General features: G+C 55.4%; 19 protein-coding genes and 2 tRNA genes. 7 read left to right on the top strand and 14 right to left on the bottom strand.

Annotation, left to right across the window (positions count from 1 at the left end; all coding sequences use genetic code 11):
• Positions 1–40: 40 nt before the first annotated feature.
• Genes EYR88_RS12135 through EYR88_RS12145 form a run of 3 tightly spaced genes read left to right on the top strand, consistent with a single transcriptional unit; the run spans position 41 to position 2,665 of the window.
• A complete protein-coding gene (locus EYR88_RS12135; RefSeq protein ID WP_131090025.1) occupies positions 41–757 on the top strand; it encodes a LytTR family DNA-binding domain-containing protein in 717 nt (238 codons plus the stop codon).
• A 17-nt stretch (positions 758–774) separates the two neighbouring features.
• Positions 775–1,197, top strand: a complete 423-nt coding sequence (locus tag EYR88_RS12140; RefSeq protein WP_242632571.1) for a hypothetical protein — start codon at positions 775–777, stop codon at positions 1,195–1,197.
• Positions 1,163–2,665, top strand: a complete 1,503-nt coding sequence (locus tag EYR88_RS12145) for a cation acetate symporter (protein ID WP_131090026.1) — start codon at positions 1,163–1,165, stop codon at positions 2,663–2,665. Before EYR88_RS12140 ends, EYR88_RS12145 begins: the two co-directional genes overlap by 35 nt.
• Here EYR88_RS12145 and EYR88_RS12150 read toward each other — a convergent pair.
• Positions 2,565–3,548: an EamA family transporter gene (locus tag EYR88_RS12150; protein ID WP_131090027.1), complete on the bottom strand. Its 984-nt coding sequence runs from the start codon at positions 3,546–3,548 to the stop codon at positions 2,565–2,567. The two genes, EYR88_RS12145 and EYR88_RS12150, sit on opposite strands and share 101 nt — an antisense overlap.
• A 40-nt stretch (positions 3,549–3,588) precedes the next feature.
• Here EYR88_RS12150 and EYR88_RS12155 point away from each other — a divergent pair, with 40 nt between their 5' ends.
• Positions 3,589–4,092, top strand: coding sequence for a MarR family transcriptional regulator (locus EYR88_RS12155; RefSeq protein ID WP_131090028.1), 504 nt, complete (start codon positions 3,589–3,591; stop codon positions 4,090–4,092).
• A gap of 100 nt (positions 4,093–4,192) precedes the next feature.
• On the opposite strand, the gene EYR88_RS12160 is transcribed toward EYR88_RS12155, so the two are convergent.
• The 6 genes from EYR88_RS12160 to rpsB all read right to left on the bottom strand — a co-directional run bounded on the left by EYR88_RS12160 (position 4,193) and on the right by rpsB (position 9,447).
• Positions 4,193–4,765: a DivIVA domain-containing protein gene (locus EYR88_RS12160; protein ID WP_131090029.1), complete on the bottom strand. Its 573-nt coding sequence runs from the start codon at positions 4,763–4,765 to the stop codon at positions 4,193–4,195.
• A 156-nt stretch (positions 4,766–4,921) separates the two neighbouring features.
• Positions 4,922–6,049: a phosphatidate cytidylyltransferase gene (locus tag EYR88_RS12165; protein ID WP_242632572.1), complete on the bottom strand. Its 1,128-nt coding sequence runs from the start codon at positions 6,047–6,049 to the stop codon at positions 4,922–4,924.
• The gene (frr, locus tag EYR88_RS12170; protein WP_131090030.1) at positions 6,049–6,606 is read right to left on the bottom strand and encodes a ribosome recycling factor; all 558 of its coding nucleotides are present in this window, start codon (positions 6,604–6,606) and stop codon (positions 6,049–6,051) included. Before frr ends, EYR88_RS12165 begins: the two co-directional genes overlap by 1 nt.
• Positions 6,607–6,684: 78 nt before the next feature.
• Positions 6,685–7,407 carry a UMP kinase gene (gene pyrH / locus EYR88_RS12175; protein ID WP_131090031.1) on the bottom strand — a complete coding sequence of 241 codons (723 nt, stop codon included), beginning with the start codon at positions 7,405–7,407 and terminating at the stop codon, positions 6,685–6,687.
• Between the two features lie 203 nt (positions 7,408–7,610).
• Positions 7,611–8,447 (bottom strand): translation elongation factor Ts, encoded by an 837-nt coding sequence (gene tsf / locus EYR88_RS12180; RefSeq protein ID WP_131090032.1) that lies wholly within the window; start codon positions 8,445–8,447, stop codon positions 7,611–7,613.
• Between the two features lie 145 nt (positions 8,448–8,592).
• Positions 8,593–9,447, bottom strand: coding sequence for a 30S ribosomal protein S2 (rpsB, locus tag EYR88_RS12185; protein ID WP_131090033.1), 855 nt, complete (start codon positions 9,445–9,447; stop codon positions 8,593–8,595).
• A gap of 393 nt (positions 9,448–9,840) precedes the next feature.
• Here rpsB and EYR88_RS12190 point away from each other — a divergent pair, with 393 nt between their 5' ends.
• The gene (locus EYR88_RS12190) at positions 9,841–10,374 is read left to right on the top strand and encodes a M23 family metallopeptidase (protein ID WP_131090034.1); all 534 of its coding nucleotides are present in this window, start codon (positions 9,841–9,843) and stop codon (positions 10,372–10,374) included.
• 68 nt (positions 10,375–10,442) lie between these two features.
• Here the strand turns inward: EYR88_RS12190 and EYR88_RS12195 are convergent.
• The 7 genes from EYR88_RS12195 to EYR88_RS12225 all read right to left on the bottom strand — a co-directional run bounded on the left by EYR88_RS12195 (position 10,443) and on the right by EYR88_RS12225 (position 16,556).
• Positions 10,443–10,519, bottom strand: a tRNA-Ile gene (locus EYR88_RS12195).
• 98 nt (positions 10,520–10,617) lie between these two features.
• Positions 10,618–11,805: a glycosyltransferase gene (locus EYR88_RS12200; protein ID WP_131090035.1), complete on the bottom strand. Its 1,188-nt coding sequence runs from the start codon at positions 11,803–11,805 to the stop codon at positions 10,618–10,620.
• A 51-nt stretch (positions 11,806–11,856) separates the two neighbouring features.
• Positions 11,857–12,768: a DMT family transporter gene (locus EYR88_RS12205; protein ID WP_131090036.1), complete on the bottom strand. Its 912-nt coding sequence runs from the start codon at positions 12,766–12,768 to the stop codon at positions 11,857–11,859.
• Positions 12,769–12,857: 89 nt separating this feature from the next.
• A complete protein-coding gene (locus EYR88_RS12210; protein ID WP_131090037.1) occupies positions 12,858–13,697 on the bottom strand; it encodes a phage holin family protein in 840 nt (279 codons plus the stop codon).
• 272 nt (positions 13,698–13,969) lie between these two features.
• Positions 13,970–14,045, bottom strand: a tRNA-Asn gene (locus EYR88_RS12215).
• A gap of 136 nt (positions 14,046–14,181) precedes the next feature.
• Positions 14,182–15,258 carry a glycosyltransferase family 1 protein gene (locus EYR88_RS12220; protein WP_131090038.1) on the bottom strand — a complete coding sequence of 359 codons (1,077 nt, stop codon included), beginning with the start codon at positions 15,256–15,258 and terminating at the stop codon, positions 14,182–14,184.
• Positions 15,259–15,302: 44 nt separating this feature from the next.
• On the bottom strand, positions 15,303–16,556 hold the full coding sequence (locus EYR88_RS12225; protein WP_131090039.1) for an MFS transporter: 1,254 nt from the start codon (positions 16,554–16,556) through the stop codon (positions 15,303–15,305).
• Between the two features lie 323 nt (positions 16,557–16,879).
• On the opposite strand from EYR88_RS12225, the gene EYR88_RS12230 reads away from it, so the two are divergent.
• Together EYR88_RS12230 and EYR88_RS12235 are read left to right on the top strand one after the other, a co-directional pair.
• Positions 16,880–18,400 carry an aspartate aminotransferase family protein gene (locus EYR88_RS12230; RefSeq protein WP_131090040.1) on the top strand — a complete coding sequence of 507 codons (1,521 nt, stop codon included), beginning with the start codon at positions 16,880–16,882 and terminating at the stop codon, positions 18,398–18,400.
• Positions 18,397–19,743 carry a SidA/IucD/PvdA family monooxygenase gene (locus tag EYR88_RS12235; protein WP_131090041.1) on the top strand — a complete coding sequence of 449 codons (1,347 nt, stop codon included), beginning with the start codon at positions 18,397–18,399 and terminating at the stop codon, positions 19,741–19,743. The genes EYR88_RS12230 and EYR88_RS12235 overlap by 4 nt, the downstream gene beginning before the upstream one ends.
• The last annotated feature ends 11 nt before the right edge of the window (positions 19,744–19,754 follow it).

Raw genomic sequence — 19,754 nt, forward strand, 5'->3', positions numbered from 1 at the left:
CAAATGTTTAGAAACAGTAAGAAAACGGTAGAATTTTTGCATGATTAATGTGGTGGTTGCCGATGATGAACTCCCAGCAGTGGAAGAGATCTGTTTCCTGCTGAGCCAAGATTCGCGAATTGGCAAAATCCACCGCGCTACTTCTGGCGCTGCGGCGTTAAAAGCCTTAGAAGAAAACGAAGTTGATGCCTTGTTTTTGGACATCCACATGCCAGCCCTCTCCGGTTTAGACATCGCCCGAGTCATCACGCGCTTTGCTCATCCCCCACTGGTCGTTTTTGTCACCGCCGATGAAGACCAAGCGCTCCAGGCTTTTGAACTGGCCGCTATCGACTACGTACTCAAGCCCATCCGCCCACAGCGTTTGGCCGAGTCCGTGCGCCGCATTTGTGAACTGGTGGAGGAAACGCCTGCCAAGCCAGAAATGATCACCGTAGATCAGGGTGGCATCACCAAACTCATCCCGCGCGGCGACATCGCCTACGTTCAGGCTCAAGGTGATTACGCCCGGCTACACACCAAAGAATCTAGCTACCTGATTCGTGTTCCACTCAATGATCTTGAGCAGCAGTGGGGTGAGTCCGGCTTTGTACGTATCCACCGCTCCTATCTGGTCTGCATGGATAAGATCGAGACCGTGCGGCTACAGACTGGCAAGGCGGCAGTGGTTGTTCACGGAGCTGAACTTCCAATTTCTCGACGTGCCCTGCCCTACCTCCGCGAGCGTCTAGCGGCCAACCGCGTCCGTCCACTCTAGGATTGCCCGGGGCCCGCGTGCAGAATCCAGCAGCTGGCGACAAACGCCAGAACACAAACTCGCCTGACGAAGCTTTGCCAGGACGATTTGCACAACAGCGCCCACAACGAGTGCTTGTCCAGGCACCGCAAGATGCCTCGCTGACCGTGACTCGTCAGCCACCAGAGCACACAGCCGAAGAATTTTATGTCCGTCAGCTGATCCGTTCCCAACTGCGATTAGGCTGCTCGGTGGCTGCAGGATTATTGGCACTGTTGGTGGGCATCTGTTCACTACTGGTGTTTTGGCCAGTGGTCTCGAATATTCATCTGTTCCATATCCCCTTGCCCTGGTGGGTCCTCGGGGTAGGGATGTACCCACTGATCATTGTGGCCGGAATACTCTATAATCGGGCGGCAGCACGCAATGAGCGCAGGTATCGGAGCATCAGCCGTGGCTAGTTTACTTTCGGTTTCCGCCCTCATCGTGGTCTGTCTGACCACCATGCTGATCGCTTTTTATGGCCTGCGAATTTCGCGCACCACCTCAGATTTTTATGTTGCTTCGCGTACCGTGCCTCCGTGGTGGAATGCCTCGGCCATCGGTGGCGAATATCTTTCCGCCGCATCATTCCTCGGCGTCGCCGGGCTCATTGTGCTTTCCGGTCAATCAGGTTTGTGGTTCCCCATCGGCTATACCGCCGGTTACCTGATGCTGCTCTTGTTTGTGGCTGCCCCGTTGCGCAGATCTCGGGCCTACACGATTCCTGACTTTGCACAGATCCGCTTCGATAATTCGCCGATGTTGCGCAAGCTGACCACCTACCTAGTGGTGGTGATCTGCTGGCTATACATCGTTCCGCAAATGCACGGCGCGGCACTGACCCTCTCAATCGCCACAGGCCTGCCCAGTTGGGTGGGACCGGTCGTAGTGGCCGTGGTCGTCTGCGTAACCGTGCTCTCCGGCGGCATGCGATCAGTAACCTTTGTGCAGGCCTTCCAATACTGGTTCAAATTGGCCGCCTTGGTTATCCCGACCATCTTCCTGCTCTCCCGTGCCGTCCCAGAACACGCGGCCAGTGAACGAGCGCAGAGCCTCTACGTGCAGTTGGAATCGGTCAACACGATGAACATGTACGAGACGATCTCAATCATCTTGGCCCTGCTCTTTGGCACCTTGGGCCTTCCTCATGTGTTGGTTCGCTTTTATACCAATCCCACCGGTCAGAGCGCCCGCACCACCACGGTGATTGTTCTCTGCCTTCTCTCCGCGTTTTACCTTTTACCCACCACCTTGGGCGTCCTTGGCATTCTTTACACCCCTGAGCTGGGGGCTACTAATGAAACCGACGCCACGATTCTTTTGTTGCCATCCCGACTCTTTGATGGCTTCCTCGCCGATGCCCTCACGGCCGTCGTGGTCGGTGGCGCCTTCGCCGCGTTCTTGTCGACTACTTCTGGTTTAGTAGTCTCGCTCTCCGGGGCAATCTCCCAAGAGTTCTTCAAAGGAACGGTTCGAGGCTTCCGCATTTCCACCGTTCTGGCCACGGCCCTGCCAGTACTTATTGCTGTGCTCACCAGCTCGCTGGCTCTGGCTGGAGCCATCGGCAACGTCTTCGCCTTTACCGCTTCCACGATCTGCCCATTGTTGCTTCTAGGGATTTGGTGGCGTTCACTGACCGCCAAGGGAGCAATCGCCGGACTGCTGGTCGGAGCCATCACCTGCGGCACATCGTTAATCATCGGCATCTTCCTGCCCGCTACCGATCAGTGGTGGATTCACCTGTTGCGCCAACCTGCCGCCTGGAGCGTTCCACTAGCCTTTGTGGTCATGATTGTGGTCTCTCGGGGCACGCAACACGCTGTTCCAGAGAATGCTGATCGAGTGATGACACTGTTGCATGTGCCTGATCACGATCCGAAGTTTTAACCTGCACTCGATTAGCTAAGAACCCCAAAAACACCCCGGCAAGCACCATGGCCATACCGCTCAGACTTTGGACACCAAGGGTTTCGGAGGCCAGCAGGGTTCCCAGTATTACACCGGTGACCGGGTTCAGCAGGCCGAGCAGTCCCACCGTGGCAGATGGCAAATAGCGCAGTCCACTGAACCACGCGAGAAATGCTGCCGCCGTAGCAACAATGCTGAGGTAACCGAATCCCAATATCGCTTGCCCATCGAGGGCCGACGGCGGCCCTTGAACGAGTCCTGCGACCGGCAGGAGCAACAACCCTCCTGCGACCAACTGCCAAGCGGTGGTGTCTAGGATCGGTTGCCCGCTTGACCATTTTTTGGCGAGGATGAATCCAAGGCCTGAAATACCCATGGCGGTGAGCGACAAGAGAATACCGAGCATATTGATTTGGCTCTGCCCGTCAAAGACCATGATCGCCACGCCGAGGAACCCCAGCCCGGCCCCGATCAGTGGCCAGCGAGTCGGCCGCTCCCCCATCAGTAGCCACGCCATGAGCATCAGCACCCCAGCAGAAACAGCCATCGTTGTTGCCGCAATGCTTGAAGGAAGTATCTGAGCCACCGCATACACCAATGCGAAAAACGCTCCGATGTTCAAGGTGCCCAGGACCAAGGATTTCCACCACCAACTGCCTCGCGGAAGCCTTCGGCAAACCAACAGCAGAATCAGCCCCGCAGGCAATGCACGGAAGACACCTCCCCAAAGTGCTGCATCGCTGGGCAGATACTCCCGGGTGACGTAGTACGTGGATCCCCACGCGATGGGCGCGATGGCGGTGAGGGCCAGCCTGCCTAGCTGGAAGCCGCGGGCTTGCCTCGTTCCTAAATTAGTTTCCATGGAAACTATAATAGCTTCCGTGGAAAGTATAATGAAGAGTATGGAGCATTTAGACCACGTTGCACGTATCCAACAGCAGTGGGCTGCCGAGCGCCCCGATCTGGACCCAACACCCCAAGGGATCATTGGCAGACTCCATCGACTCGCAATTTTCCTGCGCGAAGATATCTGCACCGTGTATGCAGACCATGGGCTGACCGAAGCCGAGTTTGATGTTCTGGCCACCCTGCGCCGCAGCGGAGAACCCTACTGTCTAGCGCCAAGCGAACTGGCTGCCCAGACTATGGTCACTTCGGGAGCCACAACTAAGCGATTAGACCGGCTAGTATCGGCCGGCTATGTCGAGCGTCAGAGCGCGGACGGTGATCAACGTCGACGCCGCATCTCCTTGACCGCCGCAGGTAAGACAAAGATCGATGAAGTCATGACCTACCACCTCGATAATGAGGCTCGACTGATCGCCCAGCTCTCTCTTACGCAGCAATCTGCGCTTGAAGGCGCCCTAAAGAGCTGGCTTAAACACTATGAGTCACCGCAAGGCTGACCCGCATGCCTGAGGCACCCACAATAAGAAAAAGCGAGGACGGACAGGAGAAATCTCCTGTCCGTCCTCGCGGTTAAAGTTCAGCGTAGTTCGCAGCGAACTAGTCGATGGATGCCATCAGCTCAACTACGCGGTCGAGGAACGCATCAACCTGCGACTCCTCATAACCATCAGTTCCCTGAGCAGAACGGAATTCAACACGGCGTACGGCGTCCACGGCCATCGGAACATCGTTTTCGAAGTAATCGATGAGCTGGTCGCATAGACGGTCAACATCTTCAACGTTGTAGCTTGAGGCGTTGGTACGCGATGGGCGGCGGAAGCGCTCACCCTTGGCACGGTGCAGGCGTCCACGCAGAATGGCAGCTAGTCGTCCAACTTGCTGTAGCCAAACTTCTTCGCCCTGGTGGCTGATCAGATCGTCGCGTTCCCGCTTGGCAAACACGTCCTCTAACCTATCCAGCGCACCATCAACCTCGCGCGCCTGGTAGCCGCCCTTTTGAGGAGCAAAAGTGGTTCGGCGAATCAGGTGGCTGGTCACCACGCTGTCGTCGTTTCCCCCGCCGTTGAAGGTGGCACGGGCACGGCTAAGGAACGCATCAACTTGCTTTGCGTTGTAGCCAAACTCCGCATCCGGTACGCGGGAAAACGGAGCATCTTGCTGCTGCGACACGACAGTTCCTTTTTCTCTAGAGAGATGTCAGTGGCGTATCACCCTCAGGCGATACCCTCATATTCTATTTGTTCAAACCAATACTTGGCCCGATGGCCACACCAGCAGGTGTTCTCCAATCAAGGATTACACCATTCCCGCTGCGAAAACCTCGGATCAGAAGACCGCTACGCTCCACGCAAGCAAGTGCGAAATTAAGTATCCCAGCGGGATAACAAAGAGCACCGAATCAAGTCGGTCCATAATTCCGCCGTGCCCAGGAAGCAGGTTGCTCATGTCCTTAATGCCCAGTTCACGCTTGACCATCGACTCCGCGAAGTCGCCGGTGGTTGCTGCGATAGTGGTGAAGAAGGCCAAGATCACGCCAGTCCACCACGGCATATCCAGCCAGAAGTACATCGCGCAAGCACCAATAGCCATTGAGCCAATTAGCGATCCGCCAAAGCCCTCCCAAGATTTCTTCGGAGAGATCTTCGGCGCCATTGGATGTTTACCAATGAGCACACCAACAATGTAGCCGAAGGTGTCATTGGCAACGGCCAAAAGCAGGATCGTAGCAATCAGCAGCTGTCCGTCTTCTCCGTCAAGCATCAACAGCGCGAAGGAAAGCAACAGCGGAATCCAGCTAATGATGAACACACTGCTCATCACCGAGGCGACCGCACCCTTCAGACCTTCCATCAGCCTAAAGAGCAGTGCAACCAAAACGCAGGCAACAAAGCTAAACCCGAGGGCTTCTACTCCCCCAAGTATGGCGCTGACCGGGAGCAGGATCGATGCCAGATACAGCGGTATTTGAGGCACCGCAGTTTTGGCATGAGTTGTTGCTCGTGCCACTTCCCAGCAGCCGATGCCGCTTAGTACGGTGACGGCAAAGACCAGCAACGGTTCCACCCAGAATAGTCCTACGAGCACAACGCCCAGCAGTACTACCCCGACGCCGATAGCGGCCGGCAGGTTTCGGCCGGCGCGTGAGACCTTGGGTTCGGGGTTGCCGATGAGCAGTTCGGGCGGGATTGCCGCTTCCTTAGCATCGGGTTCACCAGTTTCGGCAAGATCCTCTGAGTCGGTTTCCGGCGGGGCCGGCACACGAAGTTCCGACTTGCTTACGCCCAACGACTTTTGGTCTGCACCTTTGTTTGCCTCGGTCGCATTTTGCTGCCCCTTGCTTTGAGCCTCACGCAGTGCGCGAGCCTCTCGCCGGGACATCGGCTGAGAATTACCGGATGCCACTGAGGGCACCGCCGAAGCGTTGCCCTCAGTGTTCTCTGTCGAGCCTGGCATTAGACTTCCAGCAGCTCGGCTTCTTTTTTCTTCAGGATCTCATCGACTGAATCAACGTGCTTCTTGGTCAGCGCGTCAAGGTCCTTTTCTGCACGGGTACCCTCGTCTTCGCCAATTTCGCCATCCTTGACCAACTTGTCGATGGTGTCCTTAGCCTTGCGACGGTGGTTACGCAGTGCAACACGAGCGTCTTCACCCTTGGCCTTGGCCAGCTTGACGTATTCCTTGCGACGCTCTTCGGTCAGTACCGGAAGGGTCACGCGGATCATCTTGCCGTCCGAAGAAGGGTTAGCGCCTACTTCTGGGTCACCCAAAGCCTTTTCGATTTCGCGCAGTGCGGTCACATCGAATGGGGTGATGGTGATGGTGCGTGCTTCTGGAACCGCGAAGGATGCCAGCTGCTGCAGTGGGGTTGGCGAACCATAGTAGTCAACCATGACCTTTGAGAACATACCTGGGTGGGCGCGACCGGTACGGATCGTCGCGAAGTCCTCCTTGGCGGCATCAATGGTGCGTTCCATCTTATCGGCGGTCTCCGCCAGCGTTTCCTCAATCACCGGTACTCCTCAAGTTCTTCATCTGTGTTTCCGCTACGGGAAAATAAATCTACTTCAATCCTAGGCCACGTTCACCGATTAAACGGTGACGGTGGTTCCGATCCGCTCACCGCGGATGGCTGCAGCGACATTTCCTTCGCCTTCCATGCCGAAGACCAGCATGTCTAGCTTGTTGTCCTGGCACATGGTCATAGCGGTCTGATCCATAACGCGGATGTTGTTCAGCAGGGCTTCGCTGTAGGTCAGCGTGTCCAGCTTCTTGGCGCTTGGGTCCTTCTTCGGATCAGCGGTGTACACGCCGTCAACGCCCGACTTGGCCATCAGTACCTCGTCTGCGTCGACTTCCAAGGCACGCTGAGCGGCCACGGTATCGGTAGAGAAGTAAGGAAGACCAGCGCCGGCACCGAAGATGACCACGCGGTTCTTTTCCATGTGGCGGATGGCGCGACGTGGAATGTAGTTCTCTGCGACCTGAGCCATAGCGATGGCGGACTGAACGCGGGTTTCAACACCGCACTGTTCCAAGAAGTCCTGAAGGGCCAGGCAGTTCATGACGGTGCCCAGCATGCCCATGTAGTCGGCACGTGAACGGTCCATGCCCGCAGCGGAAAGTTCTGCGCCGCGGAAGAAGTTGCCGCCGCCAACAACGATGGCCACCTCAACTTCTCCAACGGTCGCAGCGATCTGCCGTGCAACGCCACGCACGGTGTCCGGGTCAACACCGACCTTGCCGCCGCCAAACACCTCACCGGAGAGCTTGAGCAGGACGCGACGACGTTTGGTTTCTGGGGTGGTTGTCATAAGTTGTCTTACTCCTGGAGGTCGGAATCAAGCTGGGGGTAGTACTTCCCAGTTCCCAAGGTATCTTGAAATCCGGGCTCGAGAAAAGGGAGGCGAGTCACCGAGTTTTCTCTCGGTGCTCACCTCCCTTTTCTCTGATGCGGTCAGGTTACCCTGCCCGCCGTTCGCTTAAAACGTGCGGCTAGTGCCTAATGCGCTAAAGCTTAGGCGCCTACGCGGAAGCGAGCGAAAGCAACTGGCTTGGTGCCAGCTTCTTCAAAGACCTTGCCTACGGACTTCTTGGCATCCTTGGCGAAAGCCTGGTCAACCAGAACGATTTCCTTGAAGAATCCGGTCAGACGGCCTTCAACGATCTTGGTCAAAGCAGCTTCTGGCTTGCCTTCTGCGCGAGCGGTTTCGTCAGCGATACGGCGCTCATCGGCAACCTTATCTGCTGGAACCTCATCGCGAGTAAGGAAAGTTGGAGCCAATGCAGCGGTGTGAACAGCAACATCGTGTGCAACGGTGCCGGCAGCTTCGCTGTCAGCATCCACAGCCAGCAGAACGCCAACCTGAGCTGGCAGGTCCTTGCTGGTCTTGTGCAGGTAGGCTGCAACCTTGGCACCCTCGATGCGTGCTACACGACGAACAACGATCTTCTCGCCGAGGATTGCGCCCTCTTCGATGACGGTGTCGCCGATGGTCTTGCCGTCCAGCTCGTAAGCCAGCAGTGCTTCTGCATCTGCTGCGCCGGAAGCCACAGCGGCATCCAGAACCTTGTTGGACAGTGCGATGAACTTCTCGTTCTTTGCGACGAAGTCGGTCTCGCAGTTGATCTCGATCATAACGCCGACGGTGCCTTCAACCTTGGCAGCAACCAAGCCTTCAGCAGTCGAACGGCCTTCGCGCTTGGTAGCGCCCTTCAGGCCCTTTACGCGAATGATCTCGATGGCCTTCTCGGCGTCGCCGTTAGCCTCGTCCAGAGCCTTCTTAACGTCCATCATGCCGGCGCCAGTGCGCTCGCGCAGTGCCTTGATATCAGCAGCGGTGTAGTTTGCCACGTGCAATCCCATTCAGCTAGGAGTTTCAAGTTTGATTTGCTTGTGGGACGGGTCGGTTTTCCGGCCCGTCCCACAAGACTTAGTCGAATTTGCCTCGATCAACACGCTAGTGTGTCAAGGCAAATTCTTAGAGTCACGCAGGTGACTACTTAGCTTCGTCTGCCTCGGTTGCAGCTTCTGCAACAGGAGCTTCTTCAGCTGGAGCTTCAGCGGCAGGAGTTTCTTCCTTAGCCTTTTCGCCCTCAAGCAGTTCGCGCTCCCACTCAGCCAAAGGCTCAGCAGCACCCTCAGACTTACCGGCAGCCTTGTTGTTCTTGGCGATGAGGCCTTCGGCCACAGCGTCAGCAACAACGCGGGTCAGCAGGTTGACGGAGCGAATAGCGTCGTCGTTGCCTGGGATTGGGTAGGTAACTTCGTCTGGATCGCAGTTGGTGTCCAAGATGGCCACAACTGGGATGCCCAGCTTCTGAGCTTCGTCGATAGCCAAGTGTTCCTTCTTGGTGTCAACGATCCAGATAGCCGAAGGGGTGCGGGTCAGGTTACGGATACCGCCGAGGTTGTTCTGCAGCTTGGTCAGCTCGCGCTTGAGCAGCAGAAGTTCCTTCTTGGTGTGACCGGAGCCAGCAACGTCCTCGAAGTTGATCTCTTCCAGTTCCTTCATGCGCTGAACGCGCTTGGAGACGGTCTGGAAGTTGGTCAGCATACCGCCGAGCCAACGCTGGTTCACGTATGGCTGGCCAACGCGGTTAGCCTGCTCGGCGATCGATTCCTGAGCCTGCTTCTTGGTACCGACGAACAGAACGCTGCCGCCGTGGGCAACAGTCTGCTTGACGAACTCGTAAGCGCGGTCGATGAACGACAGCGACTGCTGCAGGTCAATGATGTAGATGCCGTTGCGCTCGGTGAAAATGAAGCGCTTCATCTTTGGGTTCCAGCGACGGGTCTGGTGGCCGAAGTGGACGCCGCTGTCAAGCAGCTCTCGCATGGTTACGACTGGCATGTCGCAACTCCTTTCAGCAGTGGCGGACCGGGCACAGATGCGCCCGCGGTAACTGCTCTTGTTTGTTCGGGTTGATGCAGATAGCCATTGTGGTTATCCGCCCTAGTACGAGCGCCGAAGATGCTTAGCATCTCGCCTTCGATCCACCGATTCTCTCGGACCACTGGAACCTCAGGCCACAACCAAAGTGGTCATGGAAACTCATACGCGAAGTCAATCCCCTATCCGCTGCATCCAATTTTGGACACACCTATGACAGGAAACTGCTGTTTCAAGTGTACTACAGAGATGACAACCACCCACACGCAGGAAAGTGATCTAGAGCCCATCAACTTACCCACATTTCGCCCCCACTGCCTCCAGCTGCTGACATGCACCACGCAGGCTGAATAAATGAATATTAAACGCTGTCTCTACTTCTTGCTTGTACTTGCACTTACCTTCGGCTCATCCGCGGCCTCAGCGTCCACCGGGCCAAGTCAATCACTGGCCAAACGCGCAGCGCTAAGTACCGCGGCAGGTTGGCGATGGCCGCTGGCCGGTGAACCCAAGATCCTTGAGCCCTTTGATAAGCCGGCCCAAAATTGGTTGCCTGGACATCGCGGAGTGGACCTCGGTGCATCCGAGGGAACTAAGGTCTCTTCACCACAGCGCGGGAAAGTTACTTTCGCTTCTACCGTTGTTGACCGACCTGTGGTGGTTATTGACCACGGTGGCGGTTTTAAGACCAGCATCGAACCGGTGACCGCTACGGTGAAAGTCGGTGCAATGGTGAATGCCGGGGATCAGGTGGGAACCGTAGCCACTGGAGCCCATTGCTCTGGGCGCTGCATCCACTGGGGTGTGCGGCTAGAGGGCGAATATATTGACCCCACATTACTGGTGCGCGATATGCGCCCGTCGATCCTCTTACCGCTTCACGAATAGCTTCAAAACTGTGGTCAAAGAAAAATCGCCCGACAACTAGATGTAACTAGTTGCCGAGCGATCAGTGTTGGTAGGGAGTATGGGACTTGAACCCATGACCAAGGGATTATGAGTCCCCTGCTCTAACCAACTGAGCTAACTCCCCACATGTGTTCAACACCTATTGGTGCAAGCACACTCGAAATATTCTAGGGCATCACTAGCCAAAACACCGATTTGGCGCACCCCGTCGTGACACAAGACTTAGTGTGTGGAGACCTTTTCACCGCGGTACAACGCTTCGAAGGAGTCCATCGTCTTTCTCTGCGCGTGGTTCATCACCTTACGGTGTCCGGCCTGGCCAAGTTTGGCCCGCTCATCTTCACTCAGGGCCAGAATGCGGTCGAGCTTGTCGGCCAAATCTTGGCGATCACCAGGTTTGAACATGTAGCCGTTGACCCCTTCATCAACTAGATGAGGCAGCGCCATGGCATTAGCCAGCACTACCGGCCTTGACGCGGAGAGTGCTTCGAGGGTGACCAACGATTGAAGCTCCGCGGTTCCTGGCTGACAGAACACATCGCACCGCAAGTAGGCCTGTCGAAGTTCTTCGTCGCTGACCAGTCCGAGGAAGCGTACGCGGTCCCGAATTCCCAGATCATCGGCAATCTTTTCCAGGTGGACTCGTTGCTCGCCACCACCAACGATTTCGATGATGGCATCGGGTACCTGAGTCATCAAAGGCAGCGCCTCGATTAGTTCGTGGATGTTCTTTTCAACAGCCAAACGACCAGCGAAGAGGATGGTTGGGAAGTCGTTCTTGATGATCTGTTCCCCAGGAGCCAACTCGTAGTTGCCAACCTCAATGCCATTAGACAAAGGCAAAACGTTCATCAGCTTGGCACGCTCGCGCATGGCTTTAGCAGCCAAAGGTGTTGGAGTGGTCACGGCGTCAGCGCGACCAAAAATCTTGCCCATGTCCTTCCAGGAGTTATGCGCCACGATGCGTTTGAACCACTGAGGGAATGGGAGGAAAGGGTCAAGATTTTCAGGCATGAAGTGGTTCGTGGCCACTGAGCGAACCTTGTTTTTCTTGGCCCACCCAACGGAACGCTGGCCAATCATATAGTGGCTCTGCGCGTGAATGACATCAGGTTTGATGTCGGCCAATAACTTATCAATCTGCCTGTTGACTTCCCAGGGGGCGACGATTCGGAAATACTCGTGGGTCGGAACCGAGTGCGATTTCAGACGATGCACAATTGCTTCGTCACGGATTTCGGTGAAAGTCTTACCATCGTCACCACGTACAGCTAGCACGTGCACCCGATGTCCTCGGGCATGCATCTCGGTGGCTAACCGATAGCAAAACATCGCTGCGCCGTTTACGTTCGGCAGGTAGGTGTCAGCTGCAATGACAATGGTCAGTGGTTTTTCCTCGGCCACGGGCATCCTTAGTCGTTCACAAGAAATTTGGGTTGATGAAAAGTCTGTAGGTTCAGTCTATTTGGGCTCGTGCAGTTCTTTGTCCGCCTCGGATTGATTTCGGCGCTCGATCACGTCTGGGTGATAGCGCGAGAGAGCCACAACTCCGACTATTGCAAAGCCAGCTGCCACGACCATCAACACGGTGACTAGAAGTGGAACATCGGGACGCAATTCACCCAAGATGCTCGCTCCGATGGCGATACCAATAATCGGGTCAATGACGGTCAGCCCCGCGATCACAAGCTCCGGAGGCCCCTTTGAGTAGGCCTTCTGCACAAAAAATGATCCGAGGAGCCCGGCGACCACCACTGCGATTCCAGCGATCCAAGGAAGCTGCAGGAAGCTACTGTTTCCGATACCCAGCACGGCGATGGCAATGGTTCGAACCAGTACCGCAACAAACCCAAACAGCACGCCTGCACCAACGATAAAGAAGATCGCTACCAGCTTGCGGTGGAACAAGATCGTGGCCAATCCCACGATGGCAACTACGCCGGCCAGGATCATTTCAATCAAATGTGACTGTTCTTCGGTCACTGCGTGATTGCTGTTGGTTGCGGTAACTGCCAGCAGCACAAAGCCGACGGAACCGATCATGCAGCTGATGATCGCCAGCACCGTTGGCCGGTTCATGGAGATGTCAGTTTCTTTGGCATTAACCACCGCTGTGACCACAAGAGCGATAGCACCAATTGGCTGCACCACGGTAAGTGGGGCGCTGGCCAAGGCAAAAACATTCAGAGCCATGCCCAGAATCATCAAGAGCAGTCCACCCATCCAGCCTTTGTTGCTGGCGAGGTTTCCTGCATTCCTTAGGGTCAGTTCCAGACCATCCACGGATTCACGTACCGCTTTGGACTGGAAGTGAGCCCCAAAGGCAAGACAAAAGGCACTGCATAGTGCCGCTGCAATAGCGATCCAAACCATGTCAGTGCCTTTCTAGCCCAAATTTTTTGTACATGACGGGGCGGTCCTCTTCGCCCTGGCGCTGTCGCACCGCCCCGTCAGCAGAAAACTTAGGAGCGCTTGAATAAAGCGCGGATTACAGCCCCGAGTGCCAACGTTGAACCAGCCATCACTACATAGGGGCGTGCTTGCTCTGCGCGTTTACCGCTGACTCTGTCAGCCTCCGATTGATCTTCGGAAGCCGAAGACGAAGGGCGGACAAATCCACGAGCCTTAGCAGCAGCACCGGAAACTCGATCTCCAGCATTCTGCGTAAAGGTACGTACTTTATCGATCTTGGCCAGAGGCGCCTGAACGCTCTCGCCTAGGTTGTCGCGCAAAGCCTGGATCTGGCGACGACGGCGACGGGTACGAAGGATCAGTTCGTCAGCACTTGGTGCTGGCGGCTTTGGTTCCTTCTTCTTGTCCTTGTCATCGTCTTCTTCAGACTTCTTCTTTAGCGGCTCATCGAGGGTAGAAACGTCAAATCCACTACCGTCCTTGAGCACACCGAAGTCATGACGCAGGCCACGGATTGCTGCTTCCGGCTTCAAAGGTAGAGCCTTCTTGATCTTGGCGTATCCGACCAATCCCAAAATAGCGGCGACCAGGAGGAAGAATCCTGCAATGATCAAAGCGGCGGCCCAACCGGGCAACCAGATAGCCAGAACATTTACCAAGGTCACGACTACAGCGATCACAAAAAGCAATACCAAGAGCAACGCGGCACCCGCGAGCGCTGCGGCGGTGCCGAGCCTGATTCCTTTGCCCTTGAGTACCGTGGTGGCGAGCTTGACTTCGTCGGAGAGCTGTTGGGGAACAAGCTCCTTAAGTCCATCAACCTGCGACTTTGCACTTTTGACGCTCGACTTCAGGCTTTCGTCAGCTTGCATCGATTCAGCTTCAGTCATGGTTTCTCCATATTCTCGATCGCGCGGCAACCGGTATAACTCACGCTAACATTCCGGCTACCTTCAACGACTCAGTCTTCAGGCGTAAAACCCATAGCTCAATCTCATGCTTAGGGTGTAACTGTTAACGATTCGAAAGTCTATCGTCTTATCACCTGAGGTTATAGGAGATCCGCCCATCAGACTTATTTCAGTCGAAATACCCAGTTGACTTTAGGGTCGGGGAAATAAAAAAACTTCCCAGCTACCTAAGTAACTGGGAAGTTTTTTCTTGGCTCCTCCAACTGGACTTGAACCAGTAACCCTTCGATTAACAGTCGAATGCTCTGCCAATTGAGCTATGGAGGAATGCAACGAGTAATACTTTAGCACTGGCCAACTCAGGTTTTCAAATCGGCGAGCTTCGGTGGCGCCACCGGTGATTTATCCCCAAAATTCGGCGATTTGAACCACTACCTCGCTAGGCCTCAGAGCTAGATCCGCTTCATCGCTTCTTGTGATCTGAGGCATACTTGACTAACTCCAATAGTTGCTGTGCGGAGCGCTGCCACGAATAGTGTTCTGCACGGTGAACTGCACGCTGCGAATACTCTTCCCAGACTGTAGGCTCATCCAACTTACGTACTTGTTGCGCAAACTCTTGTGCGTCATCCGGCGAGGCGTACAACGCGGCGTCTTCGGCGACCTCCCTGAAGATCGGCATATCGGTCACGACTACAGGAGTACCCATACTCATCGCTTCAACCAGCGGAAGCCCGTAGCCTTCTTCACGCGAGAGCGTCACCAAAGCGGTACATTCCCTGAGCAGTTGCTCGTATTCTTCGTCGCTGACTCCGTTGTGGAACACTACGCTGGCACCATCGGGAATCAGCGCACGCAGTTCCGCAGAACGTTGTTCATTGATTCCGCTAAGCAAGTGCAGCTCGAATTCCGGCAGGTATTGCATCGCGCGAAGCAAAGTTTCAACGTTTTTGTACTCCATGAAGGAGCCCATGTAGAGCAACGTCTTTTTGGGTGTCAGCGAGGGGTCCCGGCGAACAAAATTTCCGGTCGGCGCGTTGGATACCAAACCAATATGCTTCTTGGTCAGTCGGTGCTTGCGCATCAGATCAGCCGTCGTGTTCGAGACGGTGGCCACCGCATCGGCTCGATTCAGCAACAAGCGTTGTGGCCAATAGACCTGATGGAAGAGGAACCATCCGGCCCGAATCGGTGCTGGCAGGAACTTCGGTGCGTGCGGGTGCGCGTAGTAAATCAGATCATGCAAGGTAAGAATGACCGGGAATTTTCTTCCGATCGTGCCCATGGTTTGCATTGGAGAGAAGACCACATCGGGCTTGAGCTTATTAATCTGCAGCGCAACTAATGGTTCCAGCACGCTAGTTGGTGCCGTAACTAACAGATAGGGAACGTCAGGGAGCATCGCCAATTGCCGGGTGTCGTTGATCAGCATGGTGACGTCGGCGAGTTTGCTTGTTGCCGCGATGAGACCAGCGGTGTAGCGACTGATTCCGTCATGATGGGTGATGCGGGTGTATCGGGCGTCGATAACTAATTTCACGGGCGCAGTTGCCTTCGGTTCTTCGGAAGCTTATGTATTCCAGCCTAGCGCTTCGCCGGGTGGCGCATGATCCAGAACCACACGACTGCGATCAGAGCGGCGCCTACCCACCCAATGAGCGCAGCGACGATTCCGAAGGCGCTACCCAGAACACCACCGAGCAGGCTTCCCAGCGGTATGGCGCCAAAGGTAAAGAGTCGGCGAGCACTAAGCACTCGGCCTAATAACGCTTCCGGAACAAGTTCCACCAGCCATGAGGAGGCCGCGATATTAAAGATCAACGTCGCACTCCCCCATCCCAGTGCGTGGATGGCTAGCAATACGATGCTCCAAAAATCGCCGACAAAGGCGGCTAACAATACAAATCCGGCCAAGATTGTCTGGACTACTCCGGTTAACATCAGTAACTTCGCCGCCGAGTAGTGTCCTACTACTTTGCTGGCAGCCATGGCTCCAATCAGTCCGCCAACCGCGCAAACCGAGGCATAAAGACCGAACCCGACTTCGCCGAAGCCTAGGTCATTGATGATGAAGATGGCTTCAACGGAGGAGCCGATGGCTAATCCCAGATTGGAAAGTGCCACAACCATCGTCACGGTTCTAAGTTCTCGGTGTGCAAACAGGTACTTGACACCGGCGAGGACAGCACCTTCTTCCGGCGTTGGCCCCTGAGCTAGATCTGCCTTGGGCACATGGCGATGATCGCGAATCCGCAATGCGAGCATGAGTGCCAATACGGCCAACGCTGCAGATATACCCAGCAGAGCTGGTGCGCCGAGCAAGGCAAATCCGGTACCGGCGAGCGCTGGCACGATGACCGTCATCGATTGGTCTGCCGCGCTGAGTCGGGCTATGAGCTTGCTGATGCTCGAAGACCTGCGTTCAGGACCCATTCCGATAAGTCGCGGAACGGCCGAGGTCTGCGCAGTTTCCGAAAATACGTTGCAGACACCTAACAAGGTGCACAGCAGCATGCCCATGGCGATGCTTAGCACGCCGGCAAACGCCAAGATCGCCAGGCACATCATCACGGCGATTTTTCCGCTCAGTCCAATACGCAGGAAACGCAGTGCCGAGTATTTGTCGACCAGATGACCAGCCGGGACGCTGGCGAAAACAAAAGCCAGCGAGCCCAGTGTGTTGAGCAAGCCCATCTGGAATGCGCTCGCTCCCAGTGCTGAGACAAAGAGCAAGTCAATCGTGATGTCACCCAAGCCTCGAGCGGCGGCGTCGGACGCGTTGGAAGTAATCAAGTAGCGCTGGCTACGTTGACTTCCCCTGGCCTCATCGATGGTCACCTGAGTCTCCTTGATAACCGCTTGAGCATATTTGGATTACCCGCAAATTGCAATCAAACAATTAGTGAAACCTAAAAAGGCTAGAACCCGAGGACTTCATGCGGCATTCGCACTCTCAGGGTAAATAGATGAAGCTTCAAACATCAGGTCAACGGTCAATTTATCACAACAGGCGCACCCAGCAAGCAAAATGTCGAAAAAATCTCGCCGCGACTCGACATGGGTTAGTCGGTTTGCATTAACTAATTACTTTGTGTTGTTAATAGATTCTTGTTAGGTGAGCCTGACCAAATATATTTCGATCCTATCTGAGGAGCATGCTCTTGGGTGCCTCACTACCTACCCTGCAATTCCCTGATGTTCCAGTGCCGCTCTACGACAACGCGCTCTTGTGCGCGAGTACGGCGGAAATCTACGAAGAAACCTCTCACAGGGCAGCAACCATTGTCGCCAACAAGTTCAAAACCGTTCACGCCCCCACGACCGGACCGACCCCACAAGAGATGGCAACCAAGATCAACCACGTTGATCTGCATCTTCCCCTCGGTACCACCGAGGAGTCATTCGCGGAACTCAACGACCTGTACCTCAAGGACGCGGTGTACTTCCACGACACGAAGTACGCCGCACACCTGAACTGCCCTGTAGCGTTGCCGGCAGTCGTGGCAGAAAACTTCGTTACCAGCATCAACACCTCAATGGATACCTTCGACCAAAGCGCGGCGGCCACACACATTGAGCGAAAATTGGTTGACTTCACCGCTAGCCTCATCGGCTACGACTCAGTACAGGCTGATGGGATCTTCACCTCCGGTGGCACTCAGTCCAACCTGCAGGCGATGCTCATCGCTCGCAACACCGCCACAGCCAAACTGAAAGGCCCATTGCCTCAGCGACTGGCCAACTTGAGAATTTACTGCTCCGAAGACGCGCACTTCTCGATCCGCAACGCAGCGATGCTTCTAGGACTGGGCTACGAAGCAGCTGTTGCCATCTCTACCGATGCCCAGCACCGCATGGATGCTCAGGCCCTACGAGCCCAACTAATTCAGGATTGTAAATCCGGGCTGGTACCCATGGCGATTTCAGCCACCAGCGGGACCACCGACTTCGGCGCCATCGATCCGTTACCGGAACTACGTCAGCTGGCTACCGAGTTCGGCGCCTGGCTGCATGTTGATGCCGCCTATGGATGCGGGCTACTACTTTCAGAACGACACCGGCATCGTCTGGATGGTATCGAACAGGCTGACTCGGTGACCGTGGATTATCACAAGTCCTTCTTCCAGCCCATCGGTTCCAGTGCTTTGATCGTAAAAGCGGCATCAAGTTTTGAATCGATCGCGCACTACGCCGAATACCTCAATCCGGTCTCCGAGGCAGCCGCTACTCCTAATCAGGTGTCAAAGTCTTTGCAGACTACGCGCCGCTTTGACGCTCTGAAATTGTGGGTAACCCTACGCACGCTCGGCGTCCAACGTCTGGGATCAATGTTTGATCAAGTCATCGCCCTGGCCGAAGACGCGCAACAAGAAGTCGCCATGCGCGCCCAACTTCACCTGGTTGCCGATGTCCAGCTAAGCACTTTGGTCTTCTCCTTCGAAGACCCCAGCCATCCATTGGAAATTGAAGAGCACAACCAGCTGGCCAACCAGATCCGTCAACGCCTGTATTCCAGCGGTGAAGCAATGATCGCTGCCACCACTGTGGCTGGCAAACGCCTGCTCAAGCTCACATTGCTCAACCCCAACACCACGCTGAGCGATATCAGCGAAATCCTCGACGCTATTTGCCGCACCGGCACGCAGATCCTCACCGAGCGCACCACTGGAGAAAACGCATGAATCAGCCAAACGAACACTTTGATGTTATTGCCATCGGAGCGGGCCCCTTCAACCTTGGTTTTGCTGCACTGACCGATGGAATTGAGGACTTCAACGTTGCTGTCCTCGAAGCCGGCGACCAGTTCATCTGGCATCCAGGCATGATGCTGCCCGGGACCCACTTGCAGGTTCCATTTATGGCCGATCTGGTGACCCTTGCCGACCCCACCAACAAATACTCATTCCTGAACTATCTCAAGAGCAAACAGCGGATCTACCCGTTTTATATCCGCGAAGACTTTTACGCGCTACGTCAGGAGTACTCCAACTATTTGGCGTGGGCCGCTGAAAATATTCACAGTGTGCGTTTTGGCCACCGCGTATTGGAAACCGAATACCGCGATGGCCGCTACCACCTGTCGGTATTGACCGAAGCTGGTCTGAGCCACTTCACCGCCAACAAACTAGTACTCGGAACCGGCACCCAACCATTCTTGCCACCGGTGATTACCGACGCCGCTGCCAAGACCGGCAAAATTATCCACTCCAGCCAATACCTCTTCGAGCGTGATGCCTTACTAGCGCCTGCCGGTGATACCTCACGCCCGCAAGTGCACTGCGTTGTAGGCAGCGGTCAGAGCGCAGCAGAAATCTTCCTTGATCTACTGCGGAGCGTGCCAGAAGATGATCACCTCATCTGGGCTACTCGTTCTGAACGCTACTTCCCGCTGGAATACACCAAACTCACTTTGGAAATGACTTCGCCGGAATATATCGACCACTTCCACGGCCTGCCTATGGCCAAACGCGATCAGCTTAATGCGGAGCAGAAGGGTCTATATAAAGGCATCAACGCGGATCTGATCAATGAGATCCACGAAGAGCTTTATGAACGCAGCATTGATGGTGCAGCCAATGTGCACCTTCGCACCGGTTGCGCCGCGAAGAATATCGACGTGGTTGCCGAAGGCATCGCCATCAGCTTGCATCATGAGCGCACCGATGAGGACCTAGATTTTGTCGTCGACAATCTGGTGATGGCTACCGGCTACCGTGCAGGTGTCCCGGACTTCCTCAGCGGGATTTCCCAACGCATCGAATACCTGGCCGATGGCCGGTTCAACGTTGACCGCGAGTATTCAATCGGTAGTGAGCAGGACATCTTTGTGCAAAACGCTGAACTGCACACCCATGGCTTCACCGCGCCAGATCTTGGCATGGGGGCCTACCGTAATTCGGTCATCATCAACCGCATCGCCGGCCGCGAGGTGTACCCGGTCGAAGAGCGAATCGCCTTCCAAGAATTTGGGGCAGCTCAGCTGACTGGACTACCGACCGCCTCCCCCGCCAACCTGCACGCCTAAGGACAAATATT

This window comes from Arthrobacter sp. S41, from assembly GCF_004320535.1.
GTDB lineage: Bacteria > Actinomycetota > Actinomycetes > Actinomycetales > Micrococcaceae > Glutamicibacter.